The sequence below is a fragment of the Psychrobacter sp. 1U2 genome (assembly GCF_051847575.1).
The window spans coordinates 1-26,131 of sequence record NZ_JBPYDC010000025.1 but is presented as its reverse complement, the minus strand read 5'-3'; the positions used below and the strand labels follow the sequence as shown (position 1 = coordinate 26,131).

General features: G+C 45.3%; 19 protein-coding genes and 1 tRNA gene. 1 reads left to right on the top strand and 19 read right to left on the bottom strand.

What is annotated here, in order from left to right; translation table 11 throughout:
• Positions 1-260: 260 nt before the first annotated feature.
• From ACS8FD_RS11095 to ACS8FD_RS11060, 8 genes are all read right to left on the bottom strand, one after another.
• Positions 261-1,367, bottom strand: coding sequence for a hypothetical protein (locus tag ACS8FD_RS11095; protein WP_439275905.1), 1,107 nt, complete (start codon positions 1,365-1,367; stop codon positions 261-263).
• Positions 1,368-1,500: 133 nt separating this feature from the next.
• Positions 1,501-2,637, bottom strand: a complete 1,137-nt coding sequence (aroB, locus tag ACS8FD_RS11090) for a 3-dehydroquinate synthase (RefSeq protein WP_439275904.1) — start codon at positions 2,635-2,637, stop codon at positions 1,501-1,503.
• 39 nt (positions 2,638-2,676) lie between these two features.
• Positions 2,677-3,231 carry a shikimate kinase AroK gene (gene aroK / locus ACS8FD_RS11085; RefSeq protein ID WP_439275903.1) on the bottom strand — a complete coding sequence of 185 codons (555 nt, stop codon included), beginning with the start codon at positions 3,229-3,231 and terminating at the stop codon, positions 2,677-2,679.
• Positions 3,232-3,449: 218 nt separating this feature from the next.
• Positions 3,450-5,831, bottom strand: coding sequence for a type IV pilus secretin PilQ (pilQ, locus tag ACS8FD_RS11080; RefSeq protein ID WP_439275902.1), 2,382 nt, complete (start codon positions 5,829-5,831; stop codon positions 3,450-3,452).
• A gap of 26 nt (positions 5,832-5,857) precedes the next feature.
• Positions 5,858-6,388 (bottom strand): pilus assembly protein PilP, encoded by a 531-nt coding sequence (locus ACS8FD_RS11075; protein ID WP_439275901.1) that lies wholly within the window; start codon positions 6,386-6,388, stop codon positions 5,858-5,860.
• Positions 6,388-7,131: a type IV pilus inner membrane component PilO gene (locus ACS8FD_RS11070; RefSeq protein WP_439275900.1), complete on the bottom strand. Its 744-nt coding sequence runs from the start codon at positions 7,129-7,131 to the stop codon at positions 6,388-6,390. The genes ACS8FD_RS11075 and ACS8FD_RS11070 overlap by 1 nt, the downstream gene beginning before the upstream one ends.
• Positions 7,128-7,799, bottom strand: coding sequence for a PilN domain-containing protein (locus ACS8FD_RS11065; protein WP_439275899.1), 672 nt, complete (start codon positions 7,797-7,799; stop codon positions 7,128-7,130). The genes ACS8FD_RS11070 and ACS8FD_RS11065 overlap by 4 nt, the downstream gene beginning before the upstream one ends.
• Entirely contained in the window at positions 7,799-8,854 is a 1,056-nt protein-coding gene (locus ACS8FD_RS11060) for a pilus assembly protein PilM (RefSeq protein WP_439275898.1), read from the bottom strand. The genes ACS8FD_RS11065 and ACS8FD_RS11060 overlap by 1 nt, the downstream gene beginning before the upstream one ends.
• A gap of 186 nt (positions 8,855-9,040) precedes the next feature.
• Between ACS8FD_RS11060 and ACS8FD_RS11055 the strand changes: the two genes are divergently transcribed.
• The gene (locus ACS8FD_RS11055; protein WP_439275897.1) at positions 9,041-11,746 is read left to right on the top strand and encodes a penicillin-binding protein 1A; all 2,706 of its coding nucleotides are present in this window, start codon (positions 9,041-9,043) and stop codon (positions 11,744-11,746) included.
• Positions 11,747-11,864: 118 nt separating this feature from the next.
• Here ACS8FD_RS11055 and ACS8FD_RS11050 read toward each other — a convergent pair whose 3' ends face one another.
• The 11 genes from ACS8FD_RS11050 to ACS8FD_RS11000 form a co-directional block, all read right to left on the bottom strand.
• Positions 11,865-12,392, bottom strand: a complete 528-nt coding sequence (locus ACS8FD_RS11050; RefSeq protein WP_439275896.1) for a DUF6586 family protein — start codon at positions 12,390-12,392, stop codon at positions 11,865-11,867.
• A gap of 171 nt (positions 12,393-12,563) precedes the next feature.
• On the bottom strand, positions 12,564-16,784 hold the full coding sequence (gene rpoC, locus ACS8FD_RS11045) for a DNA-directed RNA polymerase subunit beta' (protein ID WP_439275895.1): 4,221 nt from the start codon (positions 16,782-16,784) through the stop codon (positions 12,564-12,566).
• 161 nt (positions 16,785-16,945) lie between these two features.
• On the bottom strand, positions 16,946-21,064 hold the full coding sequence (rpoB, locus tag ACS8FD_RS11040) for a DNA-directed RNA polymerase subunit beta (RefSeq protein WP_439275894.1): 4,119 nt from the start codon (positions 21,062-21,064) through the stop codon (positions 16,946-16,948).
• A 777-nt stretch (positions 21,065-21,841) separates the two neighbouring features.
• Positions 21,842-22,216, bottom strand: a complete 375-nt coding sequence (gene rplL / locus ACS8FD_RS11035) for a 50S ribosomal protein L7/L12 (protein ID WP_207991658.1) — start codon at positions 22,214-22,216, stop codon at positions 21,842-21,844.
• A gap of 122 nt (positions 22,217-22,338) precedes the next feature.
• Positions 22,339-22,866, bottom strand: a complete 528-nt coding sequence (rplJ, locus tag ACS8FD_RS11030; RefSeq protein ID WP_439275893.1) for a 50S ribosomal protein L10 — start codon at positions 22,864-22,866, stop codon at positions 22,339-22,341.
• A 460-nt stretch (positions 22,867-23,326) separates the two neighbouring features.
• Positions 23,327-24,028 (bottom strand): 50S ribosomal protein L1, encoded by a 702-nt coding sequence (rplA, locus tag ACS8FD_RS11025; protein WP_439275892.1) that lies wholly within the window; start codon positions 24,026-24,028, stop codon positions 23,327-23,329.
• Entirely contained in the window at positions 24,029-24,460 is a 432-nt protein-coding gene (gene rplK, locus ACS8FD_RS11020) for a 50S ribosomal protein L11 (RefSeq protein ID WP_439241921.1), read from the bottom strand. It lies immediately after the preceding gene.
• 87 nt (positions 24,461-24,547) lie between these two features.
• Positions 24,548-25,078: a transcription termination/antitermination protein NusG gene (gene nusG, locus ACS8FD_RS11015; protein ID WP_439241923.1), complete on the bottom strand. Its 531-nt coding sequence runs from the start codon at positions 25,076-25,078 to the stop codon at positions 24,548-24,550.
• Between the two features lie 70 nt (positions 25,079-25,148).
• Entirely contained in the window at positions 25,149-25,640 is a 492-nt protein-coding gene (gene secE, locus ACS8FD_RS11010) for a preprotein translocase subunit SecE (RefSeq protein WP_439275891.1), read from the bottom strand.
• 51 nt (positions 25,641-25,691) lie between these two features.
• Positions 25,692-25,767 (bottom strand) — tRNA-Trp (locus ACS8FD_RS11005).
• A 235-nt stretch (positions 25,768-26,002) separates the two neighbouring features.
• Positions 26,003-26,131: EF-Tu C-terminal domain-related protein (locus ACS8FD_RS11000; protein ID WP_459252119.1), on the bottom strand; the 129-nt coding region annotated here is incomplete at its 5' end.

Sequence of the window (26,131 nt, the reverse complement as noted above, 5' to 3'; positions counted from 1 at the left end):
CTGCTTATAGCTACCAATTTATCAAAGCTTTGCTCTAGTCTAAGTAAAAATTGCAGGTAATGCTCATTACATTGGCTAGGTTTTTACAACGAATAGAGCGATTTTAGCATCAGATCTAATATTAAAAGAAGGAGACAGGACTATTTTTTGCCGCCTCTAAAGCTAAAAATAGACGCTTAGAAGACTCGTCTTACTATTTTTATCTTCGAATTGCCTAAAAATAGTCTCTGTCAGTGCTAAGGTCGAGTGTTCAACAGACCCTAATTACTCCTTTCCTGAATGAGCTCTTTCATGCTGTCGCTATTATTATTTGCCGCGCCATTTGCATTGGTATTATTAGTAGAGTTAGTAGCGGCATTATTGTTAGTTTTCGCAGGAGTGCTCGTATTATTACTGGTAGGCGGTTTAGGCGTCGTTACCGCTGGTGGTTTCTTGATTTCAGAGTCTGTTTTACGGGTGTTATTTGTTTTTTGGGTGGTATTTTCATTATCAGAGTCGAATGAGCGCTCTTCATTGACAGACAAAGTCGCTGAAGTGTCATCGGACTGACGAATACTCTCTACCTGACTATCTGCAGTTGAATCATTTTGGTCATTTGCCATATTACGCTCAGCTCTCTCCCTGATAGTATCAGCAGAGATATTGTTATCCATAGCGGCGTCATTACTTTCGGTAGCTTTTGGTTGTTGACGTACGGGTACTTCACGCTGGGTACGTTTTAGCTTAACGGAACGAGCGCGTCTGGTGCTGAGATCTTTGATCGGTCCTGGTCGCTCGTAGTTATCGATGATACTGACGTAGCGATTGATCTCTTCTGGCAGCACTCGTACGTCAGCTGGCAGGCCGAAGTCTATAAGCTTAGCTGCGCCTACCGCTTCTTGCGGGCTACTCATAATGCCATAAGTCAACATATAGCGTACCTGCTTATTTTCATCAAGATAACGGAAATAAGCAAACTTGTCACGATCTTCACGGCCTTCTAAATAGCTGACGATGACGTCGTTTTCGGCCACATTCATCACCTGTACCGTCCATTTACCTTTGTTCGCTGATAGATAACGCTTGTCCTTGAATTCAGCAGGATAATTGCGTAAGTCGCGAACGGTTGCCTCAAAATCAATGGGCTGAACATCCGTATCAAGTTCGTGCAAAGACTCGATGGATAACGGCTGCTTGAGTTCATCGACGGTGACTTGCGGCGTTGACAGCGGTGCATTCTCAATTTGAGCGCCGATAGCCGATGTCTGACTAAACATCCAAACCAATGCGGTCACTACTCCAAGTAACAAAGCCATCATCAGCCATAGAAGCGCTTGGCGGCGATAGGATCGGCTCGCAGAAGGTGTCGATGCATGCGATTCTGCCATGAAAAATTTCCTTGGTAATATAAGTTGTCAATATAAATATCGGCACTAACCGTGAATAGGTGAAAAAGGTAGTAGATCAAAAAGACCATAAAAAGTCATAGATATCAGCAATCTATACTAATAGTATACCGCTTTATGGATTGGATTGGGACAAAACCTCTGTCAATAGCCTCTCATCGAAATCATCGGTCAATACCGCCTCGCCTAGCGACTTGAGTAAAATCAGCCGAATCTTGCCGCCTTTGACTTTTTTATCGTGACCCATAAGGTTTAAAGCAGTTTCTACTGAGATAGCAGGCGGAGTGATAGGGAGGTTGGCAAGGGTCAGGATATGTTTTATCCGATCAGTATCTTGCTGAGTCAGCCAGCCAAGCTTTTGTGACATCATAGCCGCTTGTACCATGCCAGCGGCCACCGCTTCCCCGTGTAGCCATTCGCCATAGCCCTCATGGGTTTCGATCACATGACCGAAGGTATGGCCAAAGTTCAACAGCGCTCGCACGCCTGACTCTCTTTCATCTTGCGCCACCACTTGCGCTTTGTAGTCGCAGCAGCGTTTAACCGCTATACCAAGTACCTCAAGATCAAGCGCCATCATCGCCGGCAGATTCTGCTCAAGCCAAGTCAAAAACTCGTTATCCATAATCAGCGCGTATTTGATGACCTCCGCGATACCTGCCGAGAGCTCACGCGCCGGCAAGGTTTGTAGCGTATTCATATCAGCAAGTACCATCTGCGGCTGCCAAAAAGCGCCGATCATGTTTTTGCCTTGCGGGTGATTAATACCGGTCTTACCGCCAACGCTTGAATCTACTTGTGCTAGCAAAGTAGTCGGAATCTGAATGAAATTCACCCCGCGCATAAAGCTTGCTGCAGCAAAACCTGTCATATCGCCAATTACGCCGCCGCCAAGCGCAATCAAAGTGACGTCACGATTGAAATGCTGGGCCATCAGTGCATCATAGATCTGATTGATATACTGCTGATTTTTATACTGTTCACCATCGGGTAGCACGCAAACGGCTACCTGAAAGCTTGACGACAACTGCTGCTGCAAAGGCTGCAAATATAGAGGCGCGATGGTTTCATTGGTGACGATTAACACTTGCTTGCCCGTAATATAAGGCGCAACGCGTTCCGCCATACTGCTTACCATATTACTCGTACTAGTGGCATCTTCACTATCATCGCGGCTGGCGGTGATAATAATGGGATAATCATGGCTTTGGGTTTGTACGGTCAAACCTTCATCGAGAAGTGGTGTTGCCATAAAGGCTTCCTATGTTAAAAGCTAAACACTGTTTTTTATTTAATATTGCTTATTGTCGCCCTCTGTCGCGGTAATAAATCGCTCTAGCTGTTGCAAAAGCTGATTGACCATGTGCCGAGGATAGGTATGCCCGGTTGGCAAAATAACGTGGGCAACTTGTCGATACAACGGATCACGGATTTGATACAAATTTTGTAGGATTTGTTTGGGATTAGGCTGTTGTAATAGCGGCCGCGACTTATCTTTGGCCGTTCGTGCCATTTGCACCTCGACTGGGGCATTAAGATAAACCACGATACCGCGCTGATGCAGAAACTCTCGGTTATCGCTACTCATGACCGCACCGCCGCCCGTGGCTAATACGATTTGCGGCTTTTGGGTGAGCTCATCAATGGCGCGGGTTTCACGCTCACGAAAGCCAGCTTCGCCTTCTTTGGCAAATATCCAAGCGATATCCGCGCCGGTTTGTGACTCAATGTACCAGTCGCTATCGACAAACTCACGCCCTAGCTGTTTGGCAAGCAGACGGCCAATAGTGGTCTTTCCCGCACCCATCGGCCCGACTATAAATACCGACGGTAATTCCTCCAACATAACACTTACTCAGCTAAATTAACTATCATACAACGTCATCGATAATCTGGCTAGTAACCAACCTTGATTATTAACAGCAAAAATCTTACTGGGGCGTGTTGAGCCTTGTTAAGACATAAAAAAAGCAAGCGCTTAGGCTTGCTTTTTCTCGATTTAAGGTAGGATAGCTCATAAAGATTAAGTACATTTTGCTGTCTATTGAGACAGAATTAATCCTCTTAATCCAAACGACTAATACCGTCATTAATCAATTTCGGTGTCACAAAAATGAGCAGCTCTTCTTTATTATTGCTGCGCACATCGCGGCGGAAGGCGCGGCCAATATAAGGTAGATCGCCTAAGAACGGTACTTTATCTACCCCATTATTAGTACGGTTTCTGAACACGCCGCCTAGTACAATGGTCTGTCCATCTTCGACGATGACATTGGTTGAAATCGAATCTTCATTGATAGCGACATCGCCATTGATAATCGTTGGCGTCCCGTTGGTAATAAGAAGCTGTAAGCCAATTTTACCATCTGGGGTAATGTTCGGCGTGGCCTCTAAACTCAGCGCCGCTTCTCTAAAGCTAGTAGACGTAGCGCCACTAGCCGCCGCTTCTTGATAAGGAATCTGCGTGCCAGAGGAGACTTTGGCAGTTTGCTTATCAGCGGTCAAAATCTTCGGTGTGGAGATGACCTCACCGCGATTGTCGGCTTGCAATGCGGACAGCTCCAAATCTAGCATCACATCCGATAAGCTAAGCAGACCAAAAGCGATACTGCCAGCCGCCGGATTAGTCACCCCTAAATCGACACTCAAATTATCAGGACTACTAATATCATAGCTAGGATAAGAGACGGTCTGGCCGTTAATCGTCGTGGTCTCGACATCGAAATCTTTTAAGTCCGCTAAAGTCTGATTGCTACCGCCAACGAGTAAACTACGATTGGTTGCCGCACCGCTAGATAAAATACCCCAACGCACGCCAATCTCTTTACTAAAGCTATCGGTTGCACTGACAATACGCGCTTCAATCATCACTTGCCGTACCGGAATATCGATTTTGGTAATTAGCTCGCGAATATTCTCAATACTGTCGGCGACGTCTTTGACAATCAAAGTGTTAGTACGCTCATCGATAGTGACGGTACCACGATCAGACAGCAAAGTATTATTGTCTTGGATATTATTCGTCGTACCGATACCTGAACCGCGACTGTTTGAGGGACCGCTGCCATCGGAGATCAGGTTTAAGACATCTTCAGCTCTGGCATAGCTTAGACGAATATACTCCGTGCGTAACGGTAAGAATGAATCAACCGCTTGCTGCGCAGCAAGCTCGCGGGCTTCTTGCTCAGCAAGCTCAGTCGCCGGCGCGATTAAGATAACGTTACCGTTCTCACGCTTGCCTAGATTTTTGCTTCTTAAGATAATATCTAAAGCTTGATCCCAAGGCACATTGATGAGGCGTAAGGTGATATTACCAACGACAGAATCACTAGCGACAATATTCATCTCGGTAAACTGCGCTAAGATATCAAGGACACTACGAATCTCAACGTCTTGAAACTCCATGGAGAGCGCTTCGCCAGTATAGACTTTTTCTTCTAGCGTTGGCTCACGTAGCAGTTCAGGCTCAGTGATGCTGATATTTAGCTGAGTGCCCGATTGATAAGCTTGATATTCGTAGTCGCCACTCATATTGATAGTGATGATACCGGTCTGACCTTGGTTTTTGGTATCGACACTAGCGACTAAGCCGCTATTGATATTGAGACGGCGCAGCAGGTTTCTAGGTACCGTACTGCCCGTCAAGCGCACGACTAGTTTATTGCCTTGACGCTGCACATCAACCGGAATGGCTTCATTAGCTAAAGTGATACTGACATTGCCGCCACCAGCGTTGCCAGCCGCAAAGTTCAAGGCCGTCAAACCATCATAGCTATATTGTCGACTCACTTGCGAAGAAGCAAGATTTGGGTCTAGCAAAGGGTTGACTCTGACCACCATAGTATCAGCAGGTACTTGCGGTTTTGTCGGTGTTTGCCGTACCACTACCGGCGCAGCTACGACGTTATCAGTCGCTACGGCAGTGGTCGCCACTACCGGGCTATTGATAGGAGTAGTGGTAATAATTGCTGATTGGTTATTGAGCACATCGGCGACAGGGTCGTTAGTAATGACTTGGCGCGCAGGATCATTGATCGTCAATAGCAGATCGTTGCCTTCGATTGCCGTAGTATAATCACCGCTTTTTTTCAATCCGACAATAAGGCGCGTCGTACTGTCATTACTCAAAGTGGTAATATCATTGACTATGCCCACATTATAATCGTTGAACCGACTCGCCAAACCGTTTTGGACTTGTTCAAAGTCTAAGACTAAACGGCTAGGGTTATCGAGCTGATAAGCTGCAGGTACGTTTGGAGTTTCATTAAAACCCAAACGCAGCTGCGTCACTGCTGGAGCCGTCTGTACAACAGACACCTCATTGATGCGCTGCACCGCATAAGCATTGCTCATGATGGCAGTGATGCTCAGAGCTAATACAGGAGCGGCGAAAGTAGAGGAAACACGACTACTTATCGTCATTGCCTTATTGTTACGTACGGTCATTACTTATTCCTCAAAAATCTACCATCTTAATTTATAGGAGAGACCAGCGACTGTGGTCTTTCAATAAACCCTGCGCGGCTGTCTGGTACAATTTCAATTAGATTAATCTGCGTTGGCGTAATCTCAACAATGCGGCCATCATTAAGTCCAAGATAATCACCCACTTTAACGCTAGCAACTGACCCATCTGGGCGCTGAACCAAAGCATACTCTTGCCCTTCAGGCGAGACCACAACACCGCGAAAAGTCAGCTGAGCGATCTCATATTGCTCTAAAGGTTCTTTGATACGGTTAATATCAGGACGTATACCGTCGATAGCAGTGGTCGGTCCTTGTATGTTCACTAAGCTAGGTGGCAAAAAAGGACTACGTAGACTGCTTGCGCTATAGACAAAGTCTTCTACTAGCGAAACCTTAGGCGTGGGTTCAATATCTTGCGCCTGCGATGCTCGTATGTCTTGCATGGCTTGCTCAGCCAAACCAATTCTATCGGCACAGCCGCTGAGCAAAAGCGTCGTTACGGCTAAGAAGATAAGGTTAGGTAGCGGTTTTGTCATCAGTTACCTCCAGCGTCAGCAGGCACGGCCGCATCAGCAACCTCCCCGTCAGGCGTCACTTCTTTTGAGCGATAGGTCTTAGTCTGTAACACCAAATTCAGCTCCGGAATGGCCTCTAAAGTGGGCTGCGGATTACTCACCTCAAAGTTATGCATAGTAATGATACGCGGCAGAGCAGCAAGACCACTGATAAAGCTGCCAAACTGATGATACTCGCCTAAAGCGGCAATACGAATAGGCTGCTCAATAAAAAACTCATTTTCAATTTCAGGCTCAACTGAGATATCTTGGAAGCGAATATTACTGCCTACTCCGGTCATATTGATACCTTCTACCAATTCAGAGACTCGGGTCTCTTTAGGCAGTTGATCAAGCAAAGTATTGAACTCTATATCCATTTGCGCCACTTGCGCTTTGTAAGTGTCCAAATGCCGCGCGCGTGATTCTTTTTGGCGATAGGTATCAAGTAAGGTTTGCTGCTCACTCTCGCTGGCTTTAATCTCATCGATTTTGCTACTAATCGGTAGCGCCCAAGCCATGGCGGCAATAAAGACGACAATGAGTAATAGCACTGTTACTTTAACCGGTAGCGGCCAACTGCCAGAGTTTTGGGTATCTAGTGACTCAAAGCTGCGACGAAAATCATTGAAGTCGAATGATTTTTTTGGCGGGCTCAGCGGGCCTTGTGCCTTGATTGCGCTTTTTTTGGTTTTTATGAGACTTTTATTGCGAATAGGGTTCATAAAGTGTCTCCAGAGCCGGCGACATTAGCGACTATCTCTGGCGATTGGGTAGGCTCAGTTAATGAAGACTGCACTTGCGTGGTCACCACAAACTGCACGTAACTGTCCTCAGGGTATATTGGCCGAGGCTGCTCGCCATTGGTTGGTGCTTGGTTCAAGGTGATTGGGGACTCATAAGCACTAATATTTTGCTGAATATTACGTACGGCCGAGTTTTCCATCCATGGACTGTCGTCCAAGTTACGAATCAAGCTTGAGACCACGTTCGGGTTATCCGCTAAGCCAGTAAAGGTAAGTAGATCGTCCTCACGCTTGAGATTGTTGAGATAGAGCGCTGGGGGCATAGCTTTCGCCACATCATCCCATAGACGTACTGGAATCGGCCGCCTTCCCTGCAGATCTTGGATGACTTGCATGCGCGAAATAATATCTTCTCGGCGCTGCTCAAGCGTATCTATCTCCGCTAGTACCGTGTCCAAGCGATTGTTTTCTTGCGTGATGCGATCATTGGCGTCACGCTGCTCTTCTAGCTCGTTATTAAAATAGCTCCAAGTCGCAAAAGCGGACAACAGTGCCAGTAACGTCACCGCAGCAACTAGCGTCAAAAACTCTTTGTTTCGGCGGGCGCGTTCCTCAGAACGCCAAGGTAGTAAGTTAATGCGAGCCATTAGTTAAAGCTCCTAAGCGCAAGCCCACAAGCCGCCATTAGGCTTGGAGCATCTATAGCCAACTGCTCGCTGTCAATATAAGGGCTGATAGTCATATTAATAAACGGATTGGCGACCGTGACTCCGATACTTAGTTTTTGTTGGATCATTCCGGCAAGACCGGGTATGGAACTACTGCCGCCGGCGAGCACAATATGATCAATGCGGTCATATTGACTCGAGGAGAAATAAAACTGTAGCGAGCGAGTGATTTGTTGCACCGTACTTTCCATAAACGGCGTGAGCACTTCAGGATAATAATCATCAGGCAACATACGCTCATGCTTATTGACCATCGCCTCTTCATAAGACAACCCGTAGCGCTCTTGGATAGCTTCTGTCAGTTGCAACCCACCAAATAGCTGCTCGCGGCTATAGATAAATTTATGGTTCTTAGCGATATATAAGGTAGTCTGATGATGGCCAATATCGATGACAGCGACCAATTCTGGCATGCTTGGTAAGTTATCTGCCATTATCTGAAAAGCCCGCTCGATGGCGTGCGACTCAATGTCCATGACTTTGGTTTTTAGGCCACCAAAGGCTAAGGCGTCAACCCGTTGATCTACGTTCTCAGAGCGCGAAGCCGCTAGTAAAACCTGCACCATAGTGTCATCAACGATAGAAGGCCCTAGCACCTCAAAATCAAGATTGACCTCATCTAAAGGATAAGGAATGTATTGATCTGCATCGAGACGAATTTGTGCTTCACGTTCAACATCGCTTAAAGTAGCATCCATGTCGATAATCTTAGTTATCACCGACGAGCCTGATACCGCCGTTGCTGCATCATTGCCTGCAACTCGGTTCCGACGTGCCAGACTTGCAATCGTATCGCCAGCCGCTTCAGTATCTACGATCAGCTTATCAACGACTATCCCTGGAGGTAGTCTTTCAATACCATAAGACTTGAGATGATAAACGCCTTGTTGCCGAGTTATGTCAACTAGTTTTACTGAAGTTGCACAAATATCTACTCCGATTAAACTTTGATGCTTAGAAGAAAGTAGCTTCACAGACCCTACACCTTATATAGAATATAGATTACAAAGGTTTTGTAATAATGGAATACAATACGTTACTTAATAGACATATTCAAGCGATTAAAAATTTTTCTCAGAGAATTACACATTTCATGCGAACCTAGCTTTGGGTTCAAGGTATAATGACTGCTGTTAATCCTCTTAATTGATAAGCTTATTATGCCCAAAAAAAATGCCACCGTCCGTCTTATTCATTACCTGGTGGGGCTTTTTATTGCCTTTTTAGCACTAGTGATTATCTTAGCGCTCGCTGTTCCTATCGGGTTCTATGGCATGGCAATGTACTTATCACCTACCCTGCCTAGCATCCAAGAAATCAAAAAAGCAAATCTGGAGATGCCCTTACAGATCTATAGCCGTGATGATAAACTCATCGGTCAGTATGGCAATCGCTTATCTTTGCCAGTGACTTTCGAGGAGATTCCTGAAGGACTCACTAACGCCTTTTTGGCGGCTGAAGACGCTTCGTTCTTTCAGCATAGTGGTATTAGTATTAAGGGTTTAGGGCGAGCAGTTACTGAAGTAGTGACTGACGATGAAGGACAGACAGGTGGCTCGACGATTACTATGCAGGTGGCTAAAAATTATTTTTTAACGCCTGAGCGCACCTTAAATCGCAAATTAACTGAGCTGTTTGTCGCCAGAAAGATGGAAGACGAGCTTACTAAAAATGAGATTCTCACTTTATATGTTAATAAGATTTATTTGGGTGAAGGCGCTTATGGTATCCGTGCCGCTGCCAAAAAGTATTATAGCAAGTCACTTGAGAGCTTAACTGTTGCAGAAATGGCGATGCTAGCTGGCCTCCCAAAAGCCCCTTCTAAATACAACCCAGTCGCTAATCCTGAGCGCGCCCTTATTCGCCGTAACTGGATTATTAAGCGTATGCATGAGCTTGGCTATATCGATCAAGCTCAATATGATGAAGCAATTAACTCGCCGGTCGGCTTAAATTTATATCAAGAAAAACTCGACGTCAACATGCCCTATTTGGCAGAGATGGCGCGCTATGCTTTGGTTAATCGCTATGGAGACCAAGTAGTCAATGGCGGTTGGCGGGTACGCTTGACGGTCAATAGCCAAGCGCAGCAAGATGCAGAAGCGGCCATACTCAAAGGTCTTATTGCTTATGACCATCGTCACGGCTGGCGCGGCGCTGAGGCGAACGATGAGCCGCTTGAAAACTTCAACCGTTATGGCAGTATGTATCCGGCGAAAGTCACGACTGTCAATTCACGTAGCTTTGAAGCGCTTATGCAATCAGGCGAGACGGTCACCGTAAACTGGTCTGGCATGAGTTGGGCAAAGAAATTCATCTCAGCCGATCGCTTCGGTAATTTGCCTAGTAACGCCTCACAAATCGTCAGCGAAAAGGATATCGTTCGCTTAATAAAAACGGATAATGACAATTGGCAATTGGCACAAATCCCAGATGTCCAAGGTAGCTTAGTTTCACTAGACCCAGAAACGGGCGCGCTAAACGCTTTAGTAGGTGGTTTCGACTTTAAGTACAGTAAATTCAATCGCGCTCTGCAAGGATGGCGTCAGCCGGGCTCAACGATTAAGCCGCTGATTTACACTTCTGCCTTAGAGAAAGGCTATCGCCCAGACAGTATTGTTTCTGATCGTCCTATTCAAGTCGGCGATTGGCAACCAAAAAATTCCGATGAGCGTTTCTTAGGGGATATCACTTTACGCCGCGGGCTTTATTTATCTCGCAACTTAGTGTCTATTCGCTTACTACAAGCAGTAGGTACCTCAGATACTCGTGACTTATTAGATCAGTTCGGTCTCGATAAAGAGAAACTACCGACGACGCTGTCATTAGCGCTAGGTACTGGTCAAGCTACACCCTTACAAATGGCAACCGCTTACGCGACCTTTGCTAATGGTGGTCATCGTGTACAGCCTTACTTTATCGAACAGATTTATAACTATGATAATGAGTTGTTGTTCCAAGCCAATCCGCAGCAAGCTTGTGCGCTTTGTTTCAATGAGCAGCTCGAAGCTCGTAATCAAAAACTAATTGAAGATGCCCAAACGCGCGCTGAGCAAGAAGCAAATGGCGAGCAAACTGACGAGACCATAAACGAAGAAGACACTAACGAAGAAGACGCTGTAGAGAATGACCAAGAGGCTCAGAGTAACGAGCTTACTGATACCAGTAATGATGACGCTAATAATTCTGATGTTATTATTTATGATGCTAATCCGCTGACAGATCGCCTACAAGCTCCTGTAGTGCAGTATGTAACGGCTACCCAAGCGCCGCGCATCCTCAAACCAAGAGTGGCTTATGATATGGCCGATATCTTACGAGATGTGGTTCAACGCGGTACTGCTGTTCGCGCTCGAGCACTCGGGCGCGAAGACATTGGCGGCAAGACTGGTACGACTAACGAAGCCAAAGATGCTTGGTTTGCAGGCTTTCATCCTACTAACGCTACTGTTGTTTGGATGGGCTTTGATCAGCCATCCACCCTTGGTCGCCGTGAGTATGGCGGAGTCGCTGCCCTACCCGTATGGATGGACTTTATGAAGGCGCAATTAGAAGATGTTCCTTTTGAGTGGGTATCCCTCGATAACAAGTCCAAATCTAAGAAGCAAAGCCAGCGTATTATTGAGATGAATGATAATGGCGTGGTCAGCACTAATGCTAGCGATGAGGACGATTCGGAAACTACTGCCAACCAGCCGGTCAAGACTAGAACTCAGCAGCGGAAGCCTCCTGAACCTGAAGAAGAGCCTGAAGCGCAGTCAACATCGTCTCGTAGCAACAGTAGTGCTACCAATAGCAATGATAGCGTGCCACAAAACCCATTAACCGTAACGCCAGCGCAGCGTATGCCAGCCATGCCAGAATAAGGGCACTATAGTATAGTTATAAAGCTGCATTTTAGACAAGTTTATTGAAGCATTAAAAAGGCGGTTCACTTTAGTGGACCGCCTTTTTACTTAATGGGCCAGACCTTTCAATACTTGCTTAAAACTCGACCATCCCGCCCCGCAGTTGTTCAATCAAAGTCAGAAGCTGACTGCGCCATTCTCGAATAGTCGCTTCATCAGGCAGCCATTGGTTCGACAACGTCACCACATTGACGATCAAATCCTGCGATTGTTTTGAGTTCTCAGCAGGATTATCACTTATTTGTTGATCCGCTAATACCGCGTAAAGACAACGTTGATAAGCTCGCTCTATATTGGCTAAAAACCCTTGCTCTAAAAGTTGCTGCAAGCGCATAACCTCAGGTGAGACTTGCGTGCGTTCGCTGAGCGCCTGTTCGATAGCCAGTAGCGTTGGCTCATTCATCTCTAAACTATAGAACTGCGCGAGCTCCTGCATAAAAGCCAAAAAGCTACCATATAAATGGAAAATAGCGGTTTCACAGTGCGCTTGGTAGAGCTGTTTATCGCTACTGCTATCCGCTGCTTGACAAGCCAAACGGCAAAAATAAAGCTTTTGGTTGGTACGATCAGCATGATACTTGGCAACGCGAGTTTTACCGGCCATAAGCGGGTTGTCCTTTTATTAAGAATAAGTCATTCAAAAACTGCTTTGGTTTTAAGTGTACTATTTTTTTGTTAAACATGACCAGATTTTATGCATAAAAAAGCCAGCACTCGGCTGGCTTTCTTATTTTTAAATTAGACTGAGCTCAACCTTAAGCTCAGGATATAAATCTTAGTTGTCTTGATTCAACTCTTGCGCGAAGGCCTCATCAAAGCTTGTAAAGTCTTTACTATCACTGCTAGCAGTGCCCATATCAAAAGCGGCATTTAGATCTTTGTCTTGCAGCTTTTGTTCCGCTTTGTCTTTACGCGCGTTGTGATAAGCAAGACCAGTACCAGCAGGAATCAGACGACCTACTACTACGTTTTCTTTTAGGCCACGTAGTTCATCTACTTTACCCGTTACCGCAGCCGCAGTTAAGACACGCGTGGTTTCCTGGAACGAAGCCGCTGAGATAAAGCTTTCAGTTGCAAGGCTTGCTTTAGTAATACCTAACAATTGACGCTCATACTGTACCGGGAATTTATTCTCCGCTTCCAGTTTAGCATTCAAGGCTATGATATCAGCGTACTCGACCTGATCACCTTTGAAGTGACTAGAGTCGCCAGCATCTGTAATCTCAACTTTACGCAGCATCTGACGAATAATTACTTCGATGTGCTTGTCGTTGATCTTCACGCCTTGCAAGCGATAAACGTCTTGCACTTCGTTAACGATATAGTCTGCAAGCGCCGTTTGACCTTTCAGACGTAAGATGTCATGCGGGTTTTGCGGGCCATCAGCAATGATCTCGCCGCGAGCAACGGTCTCGTTTTCAAAGACGTTAATTTGACGCCATTTCGGGATCAGCTCTTCATGAGTCTCACCATCTTCATTAGTGATGATAAAGCGGTTCTTACCTTTAGTTTCTTTACCAAAGCTCACCACACCTGTCATTTCAGCCATGATCGCGTGATCTTTCGGACGACGCGCTTCGAATAGATCCGCAACGCGTGGTAGACCACCGGTAATATCTTTGGTACCAGAAGACGCTTGTGGTACACGGCCTAAGATCGAACCTGCCGCTACTTTTTCACCATCGCTGACGCGAATGATCGTTTCAGCAGGTAAGAAGTAAACCACTTCTTTACCCGCATCAGTATTCAAGATAATAGCGGGACGTAAGTCTTTAGCATTACTTGAACGATCACGCGTAGCTAGGATCTCAAACGAGCTCATACCTGTGGCATCATCGACTTTAACCGTTGCGGTACTACCATCAACGATATCACTAAAGCGTGCCGTACCTGCGAATTCTGTGATAATAGGATGCGTATGCGGGTCCCATTTAGCAATCGTTTGACCGCCATCGACTTGATCGCCGTCTTTAACTAGGACGCTTGAACCATAAGGTACCTTATAACGCTCACGCTCACGGCCAAGCTCATCAGTTAAAGCAATTTCAGCAGAACGAGAAACGATAACTAAATGACCATCGGTATGCTCAACCGTTTTCATATTGTCAAAATGCGCTTGACCGGCATTACGAACTGAGATGCTGTTATCCACTGATGCTGAACTTGCTGCCCCGCCTACGTGGAACGTACGCATCGTCAGCTGAGTACCTGGCTCACCGATAGACTGCGCTGCCATGACACCGACAGACTCACCGATATTGACCTTGTGGCCACGAGCCAAATCACGACCATAACACTGCGAACAAACGCCATGTTCAATCTCACAAGTGATGACTGAGCGTACCCAAATATCATCAATAGCGTTTTCGTCTAAGATATTTACCCAATGCTCGTCGATCAAAGTACCTTCAGGAATCAGGACTTTTGAGTCATCATCATTATACGTCACGTCGCGCGCGGTCACACGGCCAAGGACCAAGTCACCAAGCTTTTCGATGATCTCGCCACCTTGAATGTGCGGAGTCATCAAGAGGCCTTGCTCTGTTCCACAATCATCACTAGTGATGACTAAATCTTGCGCGACATCGACAAGACGACGAGTCAGATAACCTGAGTTCGCAGTCTTCAGGGCAGTATCGGCTAGACCTTTACGCGCACCATGCGTTGAGATGAAGTACTGTAGTACGGTCAGGCCTTCACGGAAGTTAGCTTTAATCGGCGTCTCAATAATTGAGCCATCCGGTTTTGCCATTAGGCCACGCATACCAGCGAGCTGACGAATCTGCGCCGCACTACCACGAGCACCAGAATCTGACATAATAAAGATCGAGTTAAAAGATTTTTGCTCTTCTTCTTCGCCTTTAGCATTCATAATCTTGTCAGTCGCTAGGTTATCCATCATCGCTTTAGCAACTTTGTCGTTAGTACGCGACCAGATATCGACAACTTTGTTATAACGCTCACCTGCAGTGACAAACCCTTGCTCGAACTGATCTTCGATTTCGCGAACTTCAGCGTCTGCCGTTTCGATGATTTGTTTTTTGCTTGGCGGAATTACCATGTCGTCAAGACCGATAGACACGCCTGATAAGGTCGCTTGCGCAAAGCCTAAGTACATCAATTGGTCAGCGAACATAACGCTGTCTTTGACGCCCATTTTACGATAGCAAGAGTTGATTAAACCTGAGATATTTTTCTTAGTCATCTCTTGGTTGCACTCTGCAAACGCCATACCTTTTGGCATGATGTTCCAAATCAATAGGCGACCAGCAACGGTCTCTTTCAGACTTGTCGATTCTGTGGTGTTACCTTCTTCATCAGTCTGCGCCTCAGTGACGCGCACTTTGATCAAAGCATTGACGTGCAAATCATTTGAGCCAATAGCACGTAAGGCTTCGTTAACCGTCGCGAACACCATGCCTTCGCCTTTGGCATTGATTGATGAGCGACTGATATAATATAGACCTAAGACAACGTCTTGTGACGGTACGATAATCGGATCACCGTTAGCAGGTGATAAGATGTTATTCGTTGACATCATCAAGGCGCGTGACTCTAGCTGAGCCTCAAGCGTCAATGGCACGTGGACGGCCATTTGGTCACCATCAAAGTCAGCGTTAAACGCCGTACAAACGAGTGGATGCAGCTGAATCGCTTTACCTTCGATAAGCACAGGCTCGAACGCTTGTAGGCCCAATCTATGCAAAGTTGGTGCACGGTTAAGCAGCACTGGGTGCTCACGAATAACCATCGCTAGCATATCCCACACTTGCGGCTCTTCACGCTCGACCATCTTTTTGGCTGCTTTAATCGTGGTTGCCATACCATGTGATAATAGCTTGGCATAAGTAAACGGCTTAAATAATTCAAGCGCCATTTTCTTAGGTAGACCACACTGATGCAGGCGCAGAGTCGGACCAACAACGATAACTGAACGACCAGAATAGTCGACACGCTTACCAAGTAAGTTCTGACGGAAACGGCCCTGCTTACCTTTGATCATATCGGCCAAAGATTTCAATGGGCGCTTATTACTGCCGGTGATCGCACGACCACGACGACCGTTATCTAATAACGCATCCACTGACTCTTGTAGCATACGCTTTTCGTTACGCACGATAATATCAGGTGCGCTTAGTTCTAGCAGACGCTTTAGACGATTATTACGGTTGATAACACGGCGATAAAGATCGTTAAGATCGGATGTCGCAAAACGGCCACCTTCTAGCGGTACTAACGGACGCAAATCTGGTGGTAGTACTGGTAAGATATTCATTACCATCCACTCAGGTTTATTATTAGAATCACGGAACGCTTCTAATAACTTCAGACGCTTAGACATTTTCTTAAGCTTGGTCTCAGAGCCCGTTTGCGGAATCGCTTCACGTAACTCATCGATCTCGATATCGATATCGATGTCTTTGAGCAAATCTTGAACCGCCTCAGCGCCCATTTTGGCGGTAAACTCGTCACCGAACTCTTCTAGCGCGCGGTAGTAGTCTTCGTCATCAAGCAATTGATACTTCTCAAGGCTTGTGAGGCCAGGTTCGGTCACGATATAGCTCTCAAAATAGAGCACACGCTCGATGTCACGTAGCGTCATGTCTAATAAAAGACCAATGCGGCTTGGTAATGATTTTAGGAACCAAATATGCGCAACAGGGCTAGCAAGATCGATATGACCCATACGGTCACGGCGAACTTTGGCAGTCGTCACTTCTACGCCGCATTTTTCGCAGATGACGCCTTGGAACTTACGGCGCTTATATTTACCACATAAGCATTCAAAGTCTTTTACTGGGCCAAAAATTTTGGCACAAAACAGACCGTCACGCTCAGGCTTAAAAGTGCGATAGTTAATGGTTTCTGGCTTTTTAACTTCACCATGTGACCAAGATTTGATTACATCAGGCGAGGCTAAAGTAATTTGAATACTATCAAACTCACGATTACCGCTAGCGGTAGGGCTTTGCATGATATCGAGTAAATCTTTCAAGTTGCTTCTCCGTTATCTTTATAATCCTATAAGCTGTATCTAAAGATACAAACCGCTCGAAGGACTGAAGGCAATGAATTGGGATGAGATAAAAGACTAAAAGCAGCTGTACTAATCATACTTCACTGCTTTTAGCCTAACGCTTAAGCGTCAATAAGGGCTTAATTGTTTTCTTTTAACTCAATATTGATACCCAGTGATTTGATTTCTTTGGTCAGTACGTTGAACGATTCAGGCATACCTGGATCCATGTACTGCTCACCATCGACGATGTTTTTGTACATACGCGTACGGCCTTCGACATCATCCGACTTCACCGTTAGCATCTCTTGCAAGGTGTAAGTCGCGCCATATGCTTCTAGCGCCCATACTTCCATCTCACCGAAGCGCTGACCACCAAACTGCGCTTTACCGCCTAGTGGTTGCTGGGTAACGAGTGAGTAAGAACCGGTAGAACGCGCGTGCATTTTGTCATCGACTAAGTGGTTAAGCTTGAGCATATACATATAACCGACGGTTACTTTACGGTCAAACTGCTGACCGGTACGACCATCATATAAAGTCTGCTGACCATCGCGATCGAGTCCTGCAAGCTCAAGTAAGTCTTTCACTTGATACTCATGCGCACCATCGAATACCGCCGTACCCATCGGCACACCGCCGCGTAAGTTGCTCGCTAGCGCCATGATGTCATCATCGCTTAAGCTGTCGAGATCAACGCTCTCACCGCCTACTTTATTGTAGATTTGGTCTAAGAAATCACGTAGATCTTTCATCGCGGCTTGTGCTTTAAGCATATTATCGATCTTCTCACCCAAGCCTTTAGCTGCCATGCCTAAGTGAGTCTCTAAAACCTGACCGATGTTCATACGCGAAGGAACACCTAGTGGGTTCAAGACGATATCGACAGTGTTGCCATGCTCATCGTAAGGCATATCTTCGACCGGCATAATGCGCGATACCACACCTTTGTTACCATGACGACCGGCCATTTTATCACCAGGCTGAATACGACGTTTTACCGCGAGATAAACCTTGACGATTTTTTGGACGCCGTGCTGCAGATCATCACCGGCAGTCAATTTGCGTTTTTTCTCTGCAAACTTACTATCGATATCTTTTTGCTTATCGACTAAGTACTCAGCGATTTGCGTTAGACGCTCAGCGATGTCTTCTTCTACAGGCTGAATGTCTAGCAAAGTCTCAAGGCTCATCTCTTTCATGTCGACCGCTTTCATCACGGTACCGGCTTTTAGACCAGCACCACCACTGACTTTTTGACCGTCAAGCAAGTTACCGATACGACCACGCGCCGCTTCTTCAAAGATACGTAGCTCTTCTTTTAAATCTTTACGGTAGCTATCGAGCTGTGACTTTTCAATCGCACGGGCACGCGCATCTTTTTCAACGCCATCACGGGTAAAGACTTGTACGTCAATGACCGTGCCTTTGCTTGACGTTGGGACACGTAGTGAAGTGTCTTTTACGTCAGCAGCTTTTTCACCGAAGATGGCCCGCAGCAGTTTCTCTTCTGGCGTCAGTTGCGTCTCACCTTTTGGCGTGACTTTACCGACTAAGATATCGCCTGCATCCACTTCAGCACCGATATAAACGATACCCGCTTCATCTAAGCTAGATAGCGCCGCTTCACCAACGTTTGGAATATCAGCAGTAATTTCCTCAGTACCTAACTTAGTATCACGAGCCACACAAGTCAGCTCTTGAATATGAATAGTAGTAAAACGATCTTCCTTCACTACTTTCTCAGATAACAAAATCGAATCTTCGAAGTTATAACCATTCCACGGCATAAAGGCGATACGAATGTTCTGACCTAACGCTAGCTCGCCTAAATCCGTTGATGGACCATCGGCTAAGATATCACCAAAAGCAATTTCATCACCTTGGTTTACAATGATGCGTTGGTTGATACAAGTGTTCTGGTTTGAACGGGTGTACTTGATTAAGTTATAGATATCGATACCCGCTTCACCAGCGGTCATCTCATCTTCATTGACACGCACAACGATACGTGATGCATCAACATCTTCGATCACACCGCCACGCTTAGCGATCACACAGACGCCCGAATCACGAGCAACGTGACGCTCCATACCCGTACCGACTAATGGCTTGTCAGCGCGTAAGGTCGGAACCGCCTGACGCTGCATGTTCGAGCCCATAAGTGCGCGGTTAGCATCATCATGCTCTAGGAATGGAATAAGACCAGCGGCTACTGACACTACCTGACTTGGTGACACATCCATATGCGTCACTTTGTCTGCTGGCATACGCACAAACTCGCCATAGCTACGGACACTGATCATCTCCTCGCTAAGCTCACCTTTATCATTCATTGGCGAGTCAGCCTGGGCAATGACCGTACCGACTTCTTCAATCGCAGATAGGTATTCGATAACGTCAGTCACTTTACCATCGACCACTTGGCGATAAGGCGTCTCTAAGAAACCGAAGCTGTTGGTCTTCGCAAACGTCGCTAAGGAGTTAATCAGACCAATGTTTGGACCTTCTGGCGTCTCAATAGGGCAGACACGGCCATAATGCGTATCGTGTACGTCACGTACCTCAAAGCCTGCACGCTCACGCGTCAAACCACCTGGCCCAAGAGCTGAGACACGGCGCTTATGCGTCACTTCCGATAGCGGGTTGTTTTGATCCATAAACTGTGACAACTGGCTAGAACCAAAGAACTCTTTGACCGCTGCTGCAACAGGTTTTGAGTTAATCAAATCTTGTGGCGATAAGTTATCAGACTCTGCTGATGATAGACGCTCTTTAACCGCACGCTCGACACGTACTAAACCGACGCGGAATTGGTTTTCTGCCATCTCACCTACTGAGCGAATACGACGGTTACCTAAATGGTCAATGTCGTCGACTTCACCGCGACCATTACGGATCTCAACCAGCTCTTTGAGCACATTGACGATGTCGTCATTGGTTAAGACACTGCGCTCGCGCTGCACGTCTGGATCATCAGTATTATCAAAGTCTAAGCCTAAACGGCGGTTGAACTTCATACGGCCAACGTTAGATAAGTCATAACGATCGGCGTTGAAGAACATGCTTTCGAACAGTTTTTCTGCCGTCTCAACCGTTGGCGGCTCGCCTGGACGCATGACCTTATAGATTTCAATCAAGGCTTCTTCACGGCTACCGGTAGAATCAGCACGTAGCGTATCAGCAATATAGCTACCCTGATCGATATCATTAGTGAACAGGATGCTGAACTCTTTAATCGCATCGCTAGCTTCAAACGAGCTCAGTTTCACTAGTAACTCATGATCGATAGGCGTGTTAGCATGAGCAACGACTTCATCATTAACAATGATATCTTCGGCCAAAATACGCTCATAGAGGTATTCATCAGGCACGGCAATCTTCGTCATACCCGCCTCTTCGATCTGACGAATACGGCGCGCGTTGATACGCTTACCCTGCTCAACGATAACGTCACCATTAGGGGCAACGATATCGAACTGTGCCATTTCACCGCGCAGGCGATCAGCAACGATATCAATCTCGAACTGCTCTTCGCCTTTATAAACGGCAACTTTATCAAAGAATAAATCTAAGATTTCAGAGGTCGTTAGGCCTAGAGCACGCAGAATAATAGACGCTAGCAGTTTACGGCGGCGGTCAATACGAGCGAATACTAGATCTTTAGCATCAAACTCAAAGTCTAACCACGAACCACGATAAGGAATGATACGAGCGTTATAAAGCACTTTACCACTAGAGTGCGACTTACCTTTGTCATGATCAAAGAATACACCTGGTGAACGATGTAATTGCGACACGATAACCCGCTCAGTACCATTGATGATAAAGGTACCGTTGTCGGTCATGAGTGGAATCTCACCCATATAAACACTTTGCTCACGGATATCTTTAATCGCCGCTTTGCTGTTTTTGTCTTTATGATCTTTATCTTTGATAATTAAGCGGATTTTGACACGCATAGGCGCAGCAAACGTCGAGCCACGTAAGATACACTCACGCTCATCAAACTCAGGCTCTCCTAAATAATATTCGACAAATTGCAACTCAGCATTACCCGAGTGACTCTCAATCGGAAAAATAGAAGAGTAAGCGGCTTGTAGACCAGTATTCTCACGAGCTTTAGGCTTTTTATGCTCTTGCAAAAATTGCTCATAGGAATCTACTTGAATAGACAATAAATAGGGAATGTCCATCACAGTGGGCAATTCAGCAAAACTTTTGCGAATACGCTTTTTTTCAGTATAAGAATATGCCATCGAGAGTCCTTACAGTAAACGTGGAAACAAATGAAAATCGTGGCTAGCGTGCACCAATACTTGGTGATACCATGCAAACTTAGCGACGTATACGATAATACAACCACTTTAAAGGCGATATACGAATCATAAATCCCCTTAAAGCTAAAACTTCAAACTATCATCGCCATGCAATAATATACATTTTGAAGACAAACACTTTCTACATCTTTTCTAAATAAATGGGTTATTAACATGAACAGGGATATGACTATATACCTATTCAGTGAGCAACTTTTCTATCCAATACTTAACACTTAGTGTTTGATAAAACCAATGGTTTGGATAGCATTTTATAAGATCTTCAGTCATTCACAGCTGTCAAATAAAACGGGTTATTGATAACAGTTAAAAGTACGTAGCCGTTAAAAATAAGAGTATCAATCTGTCTGAGTCGCTCTATAAATGCGATAATTAATAATCAGCAACACTATAAATCGGATAAATGGTAATAGGTATTGAGTTAAGTGGTGTTTGTTAAAAACAGTTGTTGAGAAAGCATACAGACACAGAAAAACGCCAAACGTCTAAGGACATTTAGCCTAAAGTAATAAACTATTCAAAACTACTGTGTTTGCTTGCATTTATATCGTGTGTCCTTTTGATGAGTATCCACCACTGGTGATCGGTCGTTAGGCAGACACAAAAGGTCAAGCTAGTAATTATAATAAAAAAGAGCTAGCAATGCAAGGCATTACTAGCTCTTTTTGTGCAGTATTAAACTAAACTAAGCTAAGCTTATTTTAGTTCAACAGTAGCGCCAGCTTCTTCAAGCTTCTTCTTCAGCTCTTCAGCTTCGTCTTTAGATGCGCCTTCTTTGATTGGTGCTGGAGCACTTTCAACCAAGTCTTTCGCTTCTTTTAGACCAAGGCCAGTCGCTTCACGAACGGCTTTAATGACGGCAACTTTCTTCTCGCCAAAGCTAGCAAGAACAACGTCAAACTCGTCTTTTTCTTCAGCAGCAGCGCCGCCTTCAGCAGCAGCAGCAGGTGCAGCAGCAGCTACAGCAGCAGTTACGCCGAATTTTTCTTCCATGTCGCTGATTAGCTCAACGATATCCATTACTGACATTTCAGCGATTGCGTTTAACACATCTTCTTTAGATAGTGCCATGAGAACTCTCCGTTATCTGATAAAAATAATTGGTTTAATAGCGTATTGATTGACTGTCCACGGTGTTAGAAACTGAGACAATAAGCCAATCAAGGCTGTAAAATTTACGTTAAAACAAGCGATTAAGCAGCTTCTTTTGCGTCTTTGATTGCTGCTACCGTGCGAACGAACTTGCCAGGAACTGCGTTCATAGTCTGGACAAGCTTGGTCACTGGTGCATTCATAGTTGCCATCAAGATAGAGATTGCTTCGTCGCGAGTTGGTAGCTTCGATACACGCTCTAGCTCTTCTGGACCATAAACTTCACCACCGACTGATACTATTTTGGTCTCTAAAGCTTTGTTCTCTTTGCTGAAGTCGAAAACGACTCTAGCGGCAGATCCCAAGTCTTCCATAGAGAAAGCCAAAAGTAATGGACCAGTCATACGGTCTGACATGCTCTCAAACTTAGTGCCTTCAAAAGCGCGTTTTGCAAGAGTATTTTTAACTACTTTTAAAACGACACCTTTTTCACGGGCTTGTTCGCGCAGCTCGGTAAGCTTTGCAACACCAATACCGTGATATTCGGCAGCTACTGCTGAGTAAGCATTAGCAGCAACTTCAGACACTTCAGCTACAACTTGTTGTTTTTGCTCTAGCGTTAATGCCATAAGTTGACTCCTTTAATCTTATCAGTCGACTTATAATCTAAATCATAAGCGAAGACTGACTTGATACGACACGTTATTAATAAACTAAAAAAGTGTACTAACAACGACTAATTACGGCACCATTATCAGACTGACATCAAGTAATAGCCTAGCGCTTATATTAATTACTAATAAAAGTACTAACCTATCGGCTCTTATCAACAACTGGGTGGGTCACCGTCTGCGTAGGACAATTAAGACTTTCATCTGTTATCGATTAACAAAAGCAGCTCGCAGTTGATAATAATATCTAAACTTATTATCACTATGAACCGCTCTCTACCTACGGTCTTAGACAGCGTAGCGTTCACTACGCTGACCTAATTCTTAAAATTCTTTATTACTTAAATGCTTTACTACTTGATATTTGCGTTTATTAGCACGTATGTGCAAACACCAAGCGGCTATAGCTATATATATCTTACTTAGCCATGCGGTATGGTACAGGATCAATCGTTAAGCCTGGGCCCATAGTGCTCGACAAGGTGATTTTCTTGATGAAAATACCTTTAGACGTAGCAGGCTTAGCACGCTTAAGGTCAGACAACAACGCGCGAGCGTTTTCGATGACTTGCTCGGCTGTAAAGCCGACTTGACCGATAGTCGTGTGGATAATACCCGCTTTGTCAACGCGATACTGCGCTTGACCGGCTTTAGTATTAGCAACGGCTTCAGCAACGTTAGGCGTGACTGTACCGACTTTTGGGTTAGGCATTAAACCGCGTGGGCCTAAAATAGTACCTAACTGACCGACAACGCGCATAGCGTCTGGAGCGGCGATAACGACGTCAAAGTCCATGTTACCGGCTTTGATTTGATCCGCTAGATCATCCATACCAACGATGTCAGCACCAGCTTCTTTAGCGGCTTCAGCAGCAGCGCCTTGAGCGAATACCGCAACACGTTTGGTTTTACCCGTACCTGCTGGTAAGTTAGTAGCACCGCGAACGACTTGGTCAGATTTACGTGGGTCAACGCCCAAGTTTACTGCGATGTCGATAGACTCTTTGAATTTTAGCGCTGGCAAATCATTTAAGATTTGTACCGCTTCTTCAATAGTGTACTGTTTTTCGTTATCGATACGGCTGTTGATTTCTTTTTGGCGTTTGGTTAGCTTACTCATTTACACACCCTCCACGGTAATACCCATTGAACGAGCGGTACCAGCGATGGTACGGACAGCAGCGTCAAGATCAGCAGCAGTTAAGTCTGCATCTTTAGTCTTAACGATTTCTTCTAACTGCTCGCGGTTCACTTTACCGACTTTAGCGGTGTTTGGTGTACCAGAACCTTTAGCGATACCAGCGGCCTTGCGTAGCAAATACGCAGCTGGTGGCGACTTCATGATAAAGGTAAAAGACTTATCGCTATATACGGTGATTTCTGTAGGAATCGGCAAGCCTGGCTCTTGGTTAGAGGTCGCTGCGTTGAATTCTTTACAGAACGCCATGATGTTCACACCTTTTTGACCCAAAGCTGGACCAATTGGTGGTGAAGGGTTGGCTTTACCTGCTGGGACTTGTAGTTTGATGTAACCATCAATCTTCTTAGCCATGATTTTCTCCTAATTGGGTGATAACGCCAGCTTGCTAGTAACTATAATCAGCTATTAACAAACAACAGCTCCCCAGTTGATGTCTGTTTAGTCTAGTTTTTCAACTTTACTAAACTCAAGCTCGACCTGAGTCGGTCGATTAAATACGTTTACAGTAAGCTGTAATTTAGATTTTTCGTAATCTACTTTTTCGACTAGGCCTTTAAAGTCTGTGAACGGGCCATCGATAACCAGTAGCTCTTCACCTGGCTCAAATAGTGTCTTTGGACGTGGCGCTGTTTCTGTCTGATTCAAACGATTCAAAATGCGATCGGCTTCAACTTGGGTGATAGGCGCTGGCGTTTCAGGTGTACCGCCAACGAAGCCCATAATACGCGGACAATCTTTGACAATGTGCCAAGTATTATCGTTCATCTCCATCTGGATCAATACGTATCCTGGGAAGAACTTACGCTCACTTTTGCGCTTTTTACCGTCTTTCATCTCAACCACTTCTTCTGTAGGGACTAATACATCACCAAAAGAATCGGCAAATTCACTACGATTAATACGATCAGTTAATGAACGTTGTACTTGCTTTTCATATCCTGAAAACGCTTGGACAATATACCAACGCATATGACGCTCCTGATCTTGGTAGTAGGTTGTGGTAAATAAAATATGGTTTCACTAGAGCTAATACGCTCTTTTAACCAATAAAAATACCGACAAACCAGTTAAAAAAGTTATCTAACATCCAAACTAGAAAACCAACAATCGCTATCACGACGAGGGTTTGCCAAGTATATTTAAAAGTCTCGTCTTTACCGGGCCAAGTGACACGGCGCAGCTCAACGGCTGCATCCTTCAATAATATCTTAAAGGCGCGCCCTTGATTCGTTAGCGCTAGACAAACTAAAGCAAAAACAGCCAGCGCCACAATAATAGCAATACGAACCCAAACATCATTGGCCGCTTGCCAATAACCTGGTAGGTATTGATTAGAGAAAGTCGCCGCTATTAGAGCAACTATAGCTAGTAGCCATAGCACCATATCTTTAGCTGAACCAGTTTTAGCAACTTCTACCGCAGTGGTATTTTTAGTTGCTGAGACATGCTTTCCTTTAGTCAGCATTCCGCTAGCCGTCGCATTAGAGGCATCAGATAACTTAGAATCGAGGTTATCCTGATTGTTGCTCATAAAGAACTCGCTTAGGAGATGGTAACGTCAGACAAAGATAGGATAAGAAGATGGCAGGCGATGTAGGACTCGAACCTACAACCCTCGGTTTTGGAGACCGATGCTCTACCAATTGAGCCAATCGCCTATGGGTGTTAAGGCTGACAATTATACAAGATTTATAGTTAAATGCAAGTTTTAAGGCGGAATTTATTAAATAATTCTTTTAAATCGAAATTTATGGGTAAAACCTTACCCTACCGCCTATAAAGAAAGCCGTCCTCATAAGAGAACGGCTTTTGATTTTGCTAATACCTAGTTAGATTAAGTTATGAAAATTACAACCTAAACCTTATAGGTAAAGCTCAGCTAGTTACTAAATATTAGTTACTGACGTTAGCAACCACACCAGCCCCTACCGTACGGCCGCCTTCGCGAATAGCGAAACGTAGGCCTTTGTCCATAGCGATCGGGTGGATAAGCTCAACACTCATCTCAACGTTGTCGCCAGG

What these genes read in the sequence shown, in the direction of transcription:
- rpoB (WP_439275894.1), bottom strand. Translation starts at nt 21,064, where the DNA reads ATGGCATATTCTTATACTGAAAAAAAGCGTATTCGCAAAAGTTTTGCT.
- ACS8FD_RS11055 (WP_439275897.1), top strand. Translation starts at nt 9,041, where the DNA reads ATGCCCAAAAAAAATGCCACCGTCCGTCTTATTCATTACCTGGTGGGG.
- nusG (WP_439241923.1), bottom strand. Translation starts at nt 25,078, where the DNA reads ATGCGTTGGTATATTGTCCAAGCGTTTTCAGGATATGAAAAGCAAGTA.
- pilQ (WP_439275902.1), bottom strand. Translation starts at nt 5,831, where the DNA reads ATGACCGTACGTAACAATAAGGCAATGACGATAAGTAGTCGTGTTTCC.
- secE (WP_439275891.1), bottom strand. Translation starts at nt 25,640, where the DNA reads ATGAGCAACAATCAGGATAACCTCGATTCTAAGTTATCTGATGCCTCT.
- rplL (WP_207991658.1), bottom strand. Translation starts at nt 22,216, where the DNA reads ATGGCACTATCTAAAGAAGATGTGTTAAACGCAATCGCTGAAATGTCA.
- aroB (WP_439275904.1), bottom strand. Translation starts at nt 2,637, where the DNA reads ATGGCAACACCACTTCTCGATGAAGGTTTGACCGTACAAACCCAAAGC.
- aroK (WP_439275903.1), bottom strand. Translation starts at nt 3,231, where the DNA reads ATGTTGGAGGAATTACCGTCGGTATTTATAGTCGGGCCGATGGGTGCG.
- ACS8FD_RS11070 (WP_439275900.1), bottom strand. Translation starts at nt 7,131, where the DNA reads ATGAACCCTATTCGCAATAAAAGTCTCATAAAAACCAAAAAAAGCGCA.
- ACS8FD_RS11065 (WP_439275899.1), bottom strand. Translation starts at nt 7,799, where the DNA reads ATGGCTCGCATTAACTTACTACCTTGGCGTTCTGAGGAACGCGCCCGC.
- ACS8FD_RS11095 (WP_439275905.1), bottom strand. Translation starts at nt 1,367, where the DNA reads ATGGCAGAATCGCATGCATCGACACCTTCTGCGAGCCGATCCTATCGC.
- ACS8FD_RS11050 (WP_439275896.1), bottom strand. Translation starts at nt 12,392, where the DNA reads ATGGCCGGTAAAACTCGCGTTGCCAAGTATCATGCTGATCGTACCAAC.
- rplJ (WP_439275893.1), bottom strand. Translation starts at nt 22,866, where the DNA reads ATGGCATTAACGCTAGAGCAAAAACAACAAGTTGTAGCTGAAGTGTCT.
- rplK (WP_439241921.1), bottom strand. Translation starts at nt 24,460, where the DNA reads ATGGCTAAGAAGATTGATGGTTACATCAAACTACAAGTCCCAGCAGGT.
- ACS8FD_RS11075 (WP_439275901.1), bottom strand. Translation starts at nt 6,388, where the DNA reads ATGACAAAACCGCTACCTAACCTTATCTTCTTAGCCGTAACGACGCTT.
- rplA (WP_439275892.1), bottom strand. Translation starts at nt 24,028, where the DNA reads ATGAGTAAGCTAACCAAACGCCAAAAAGAAATCAACAGCCGTATCGAT.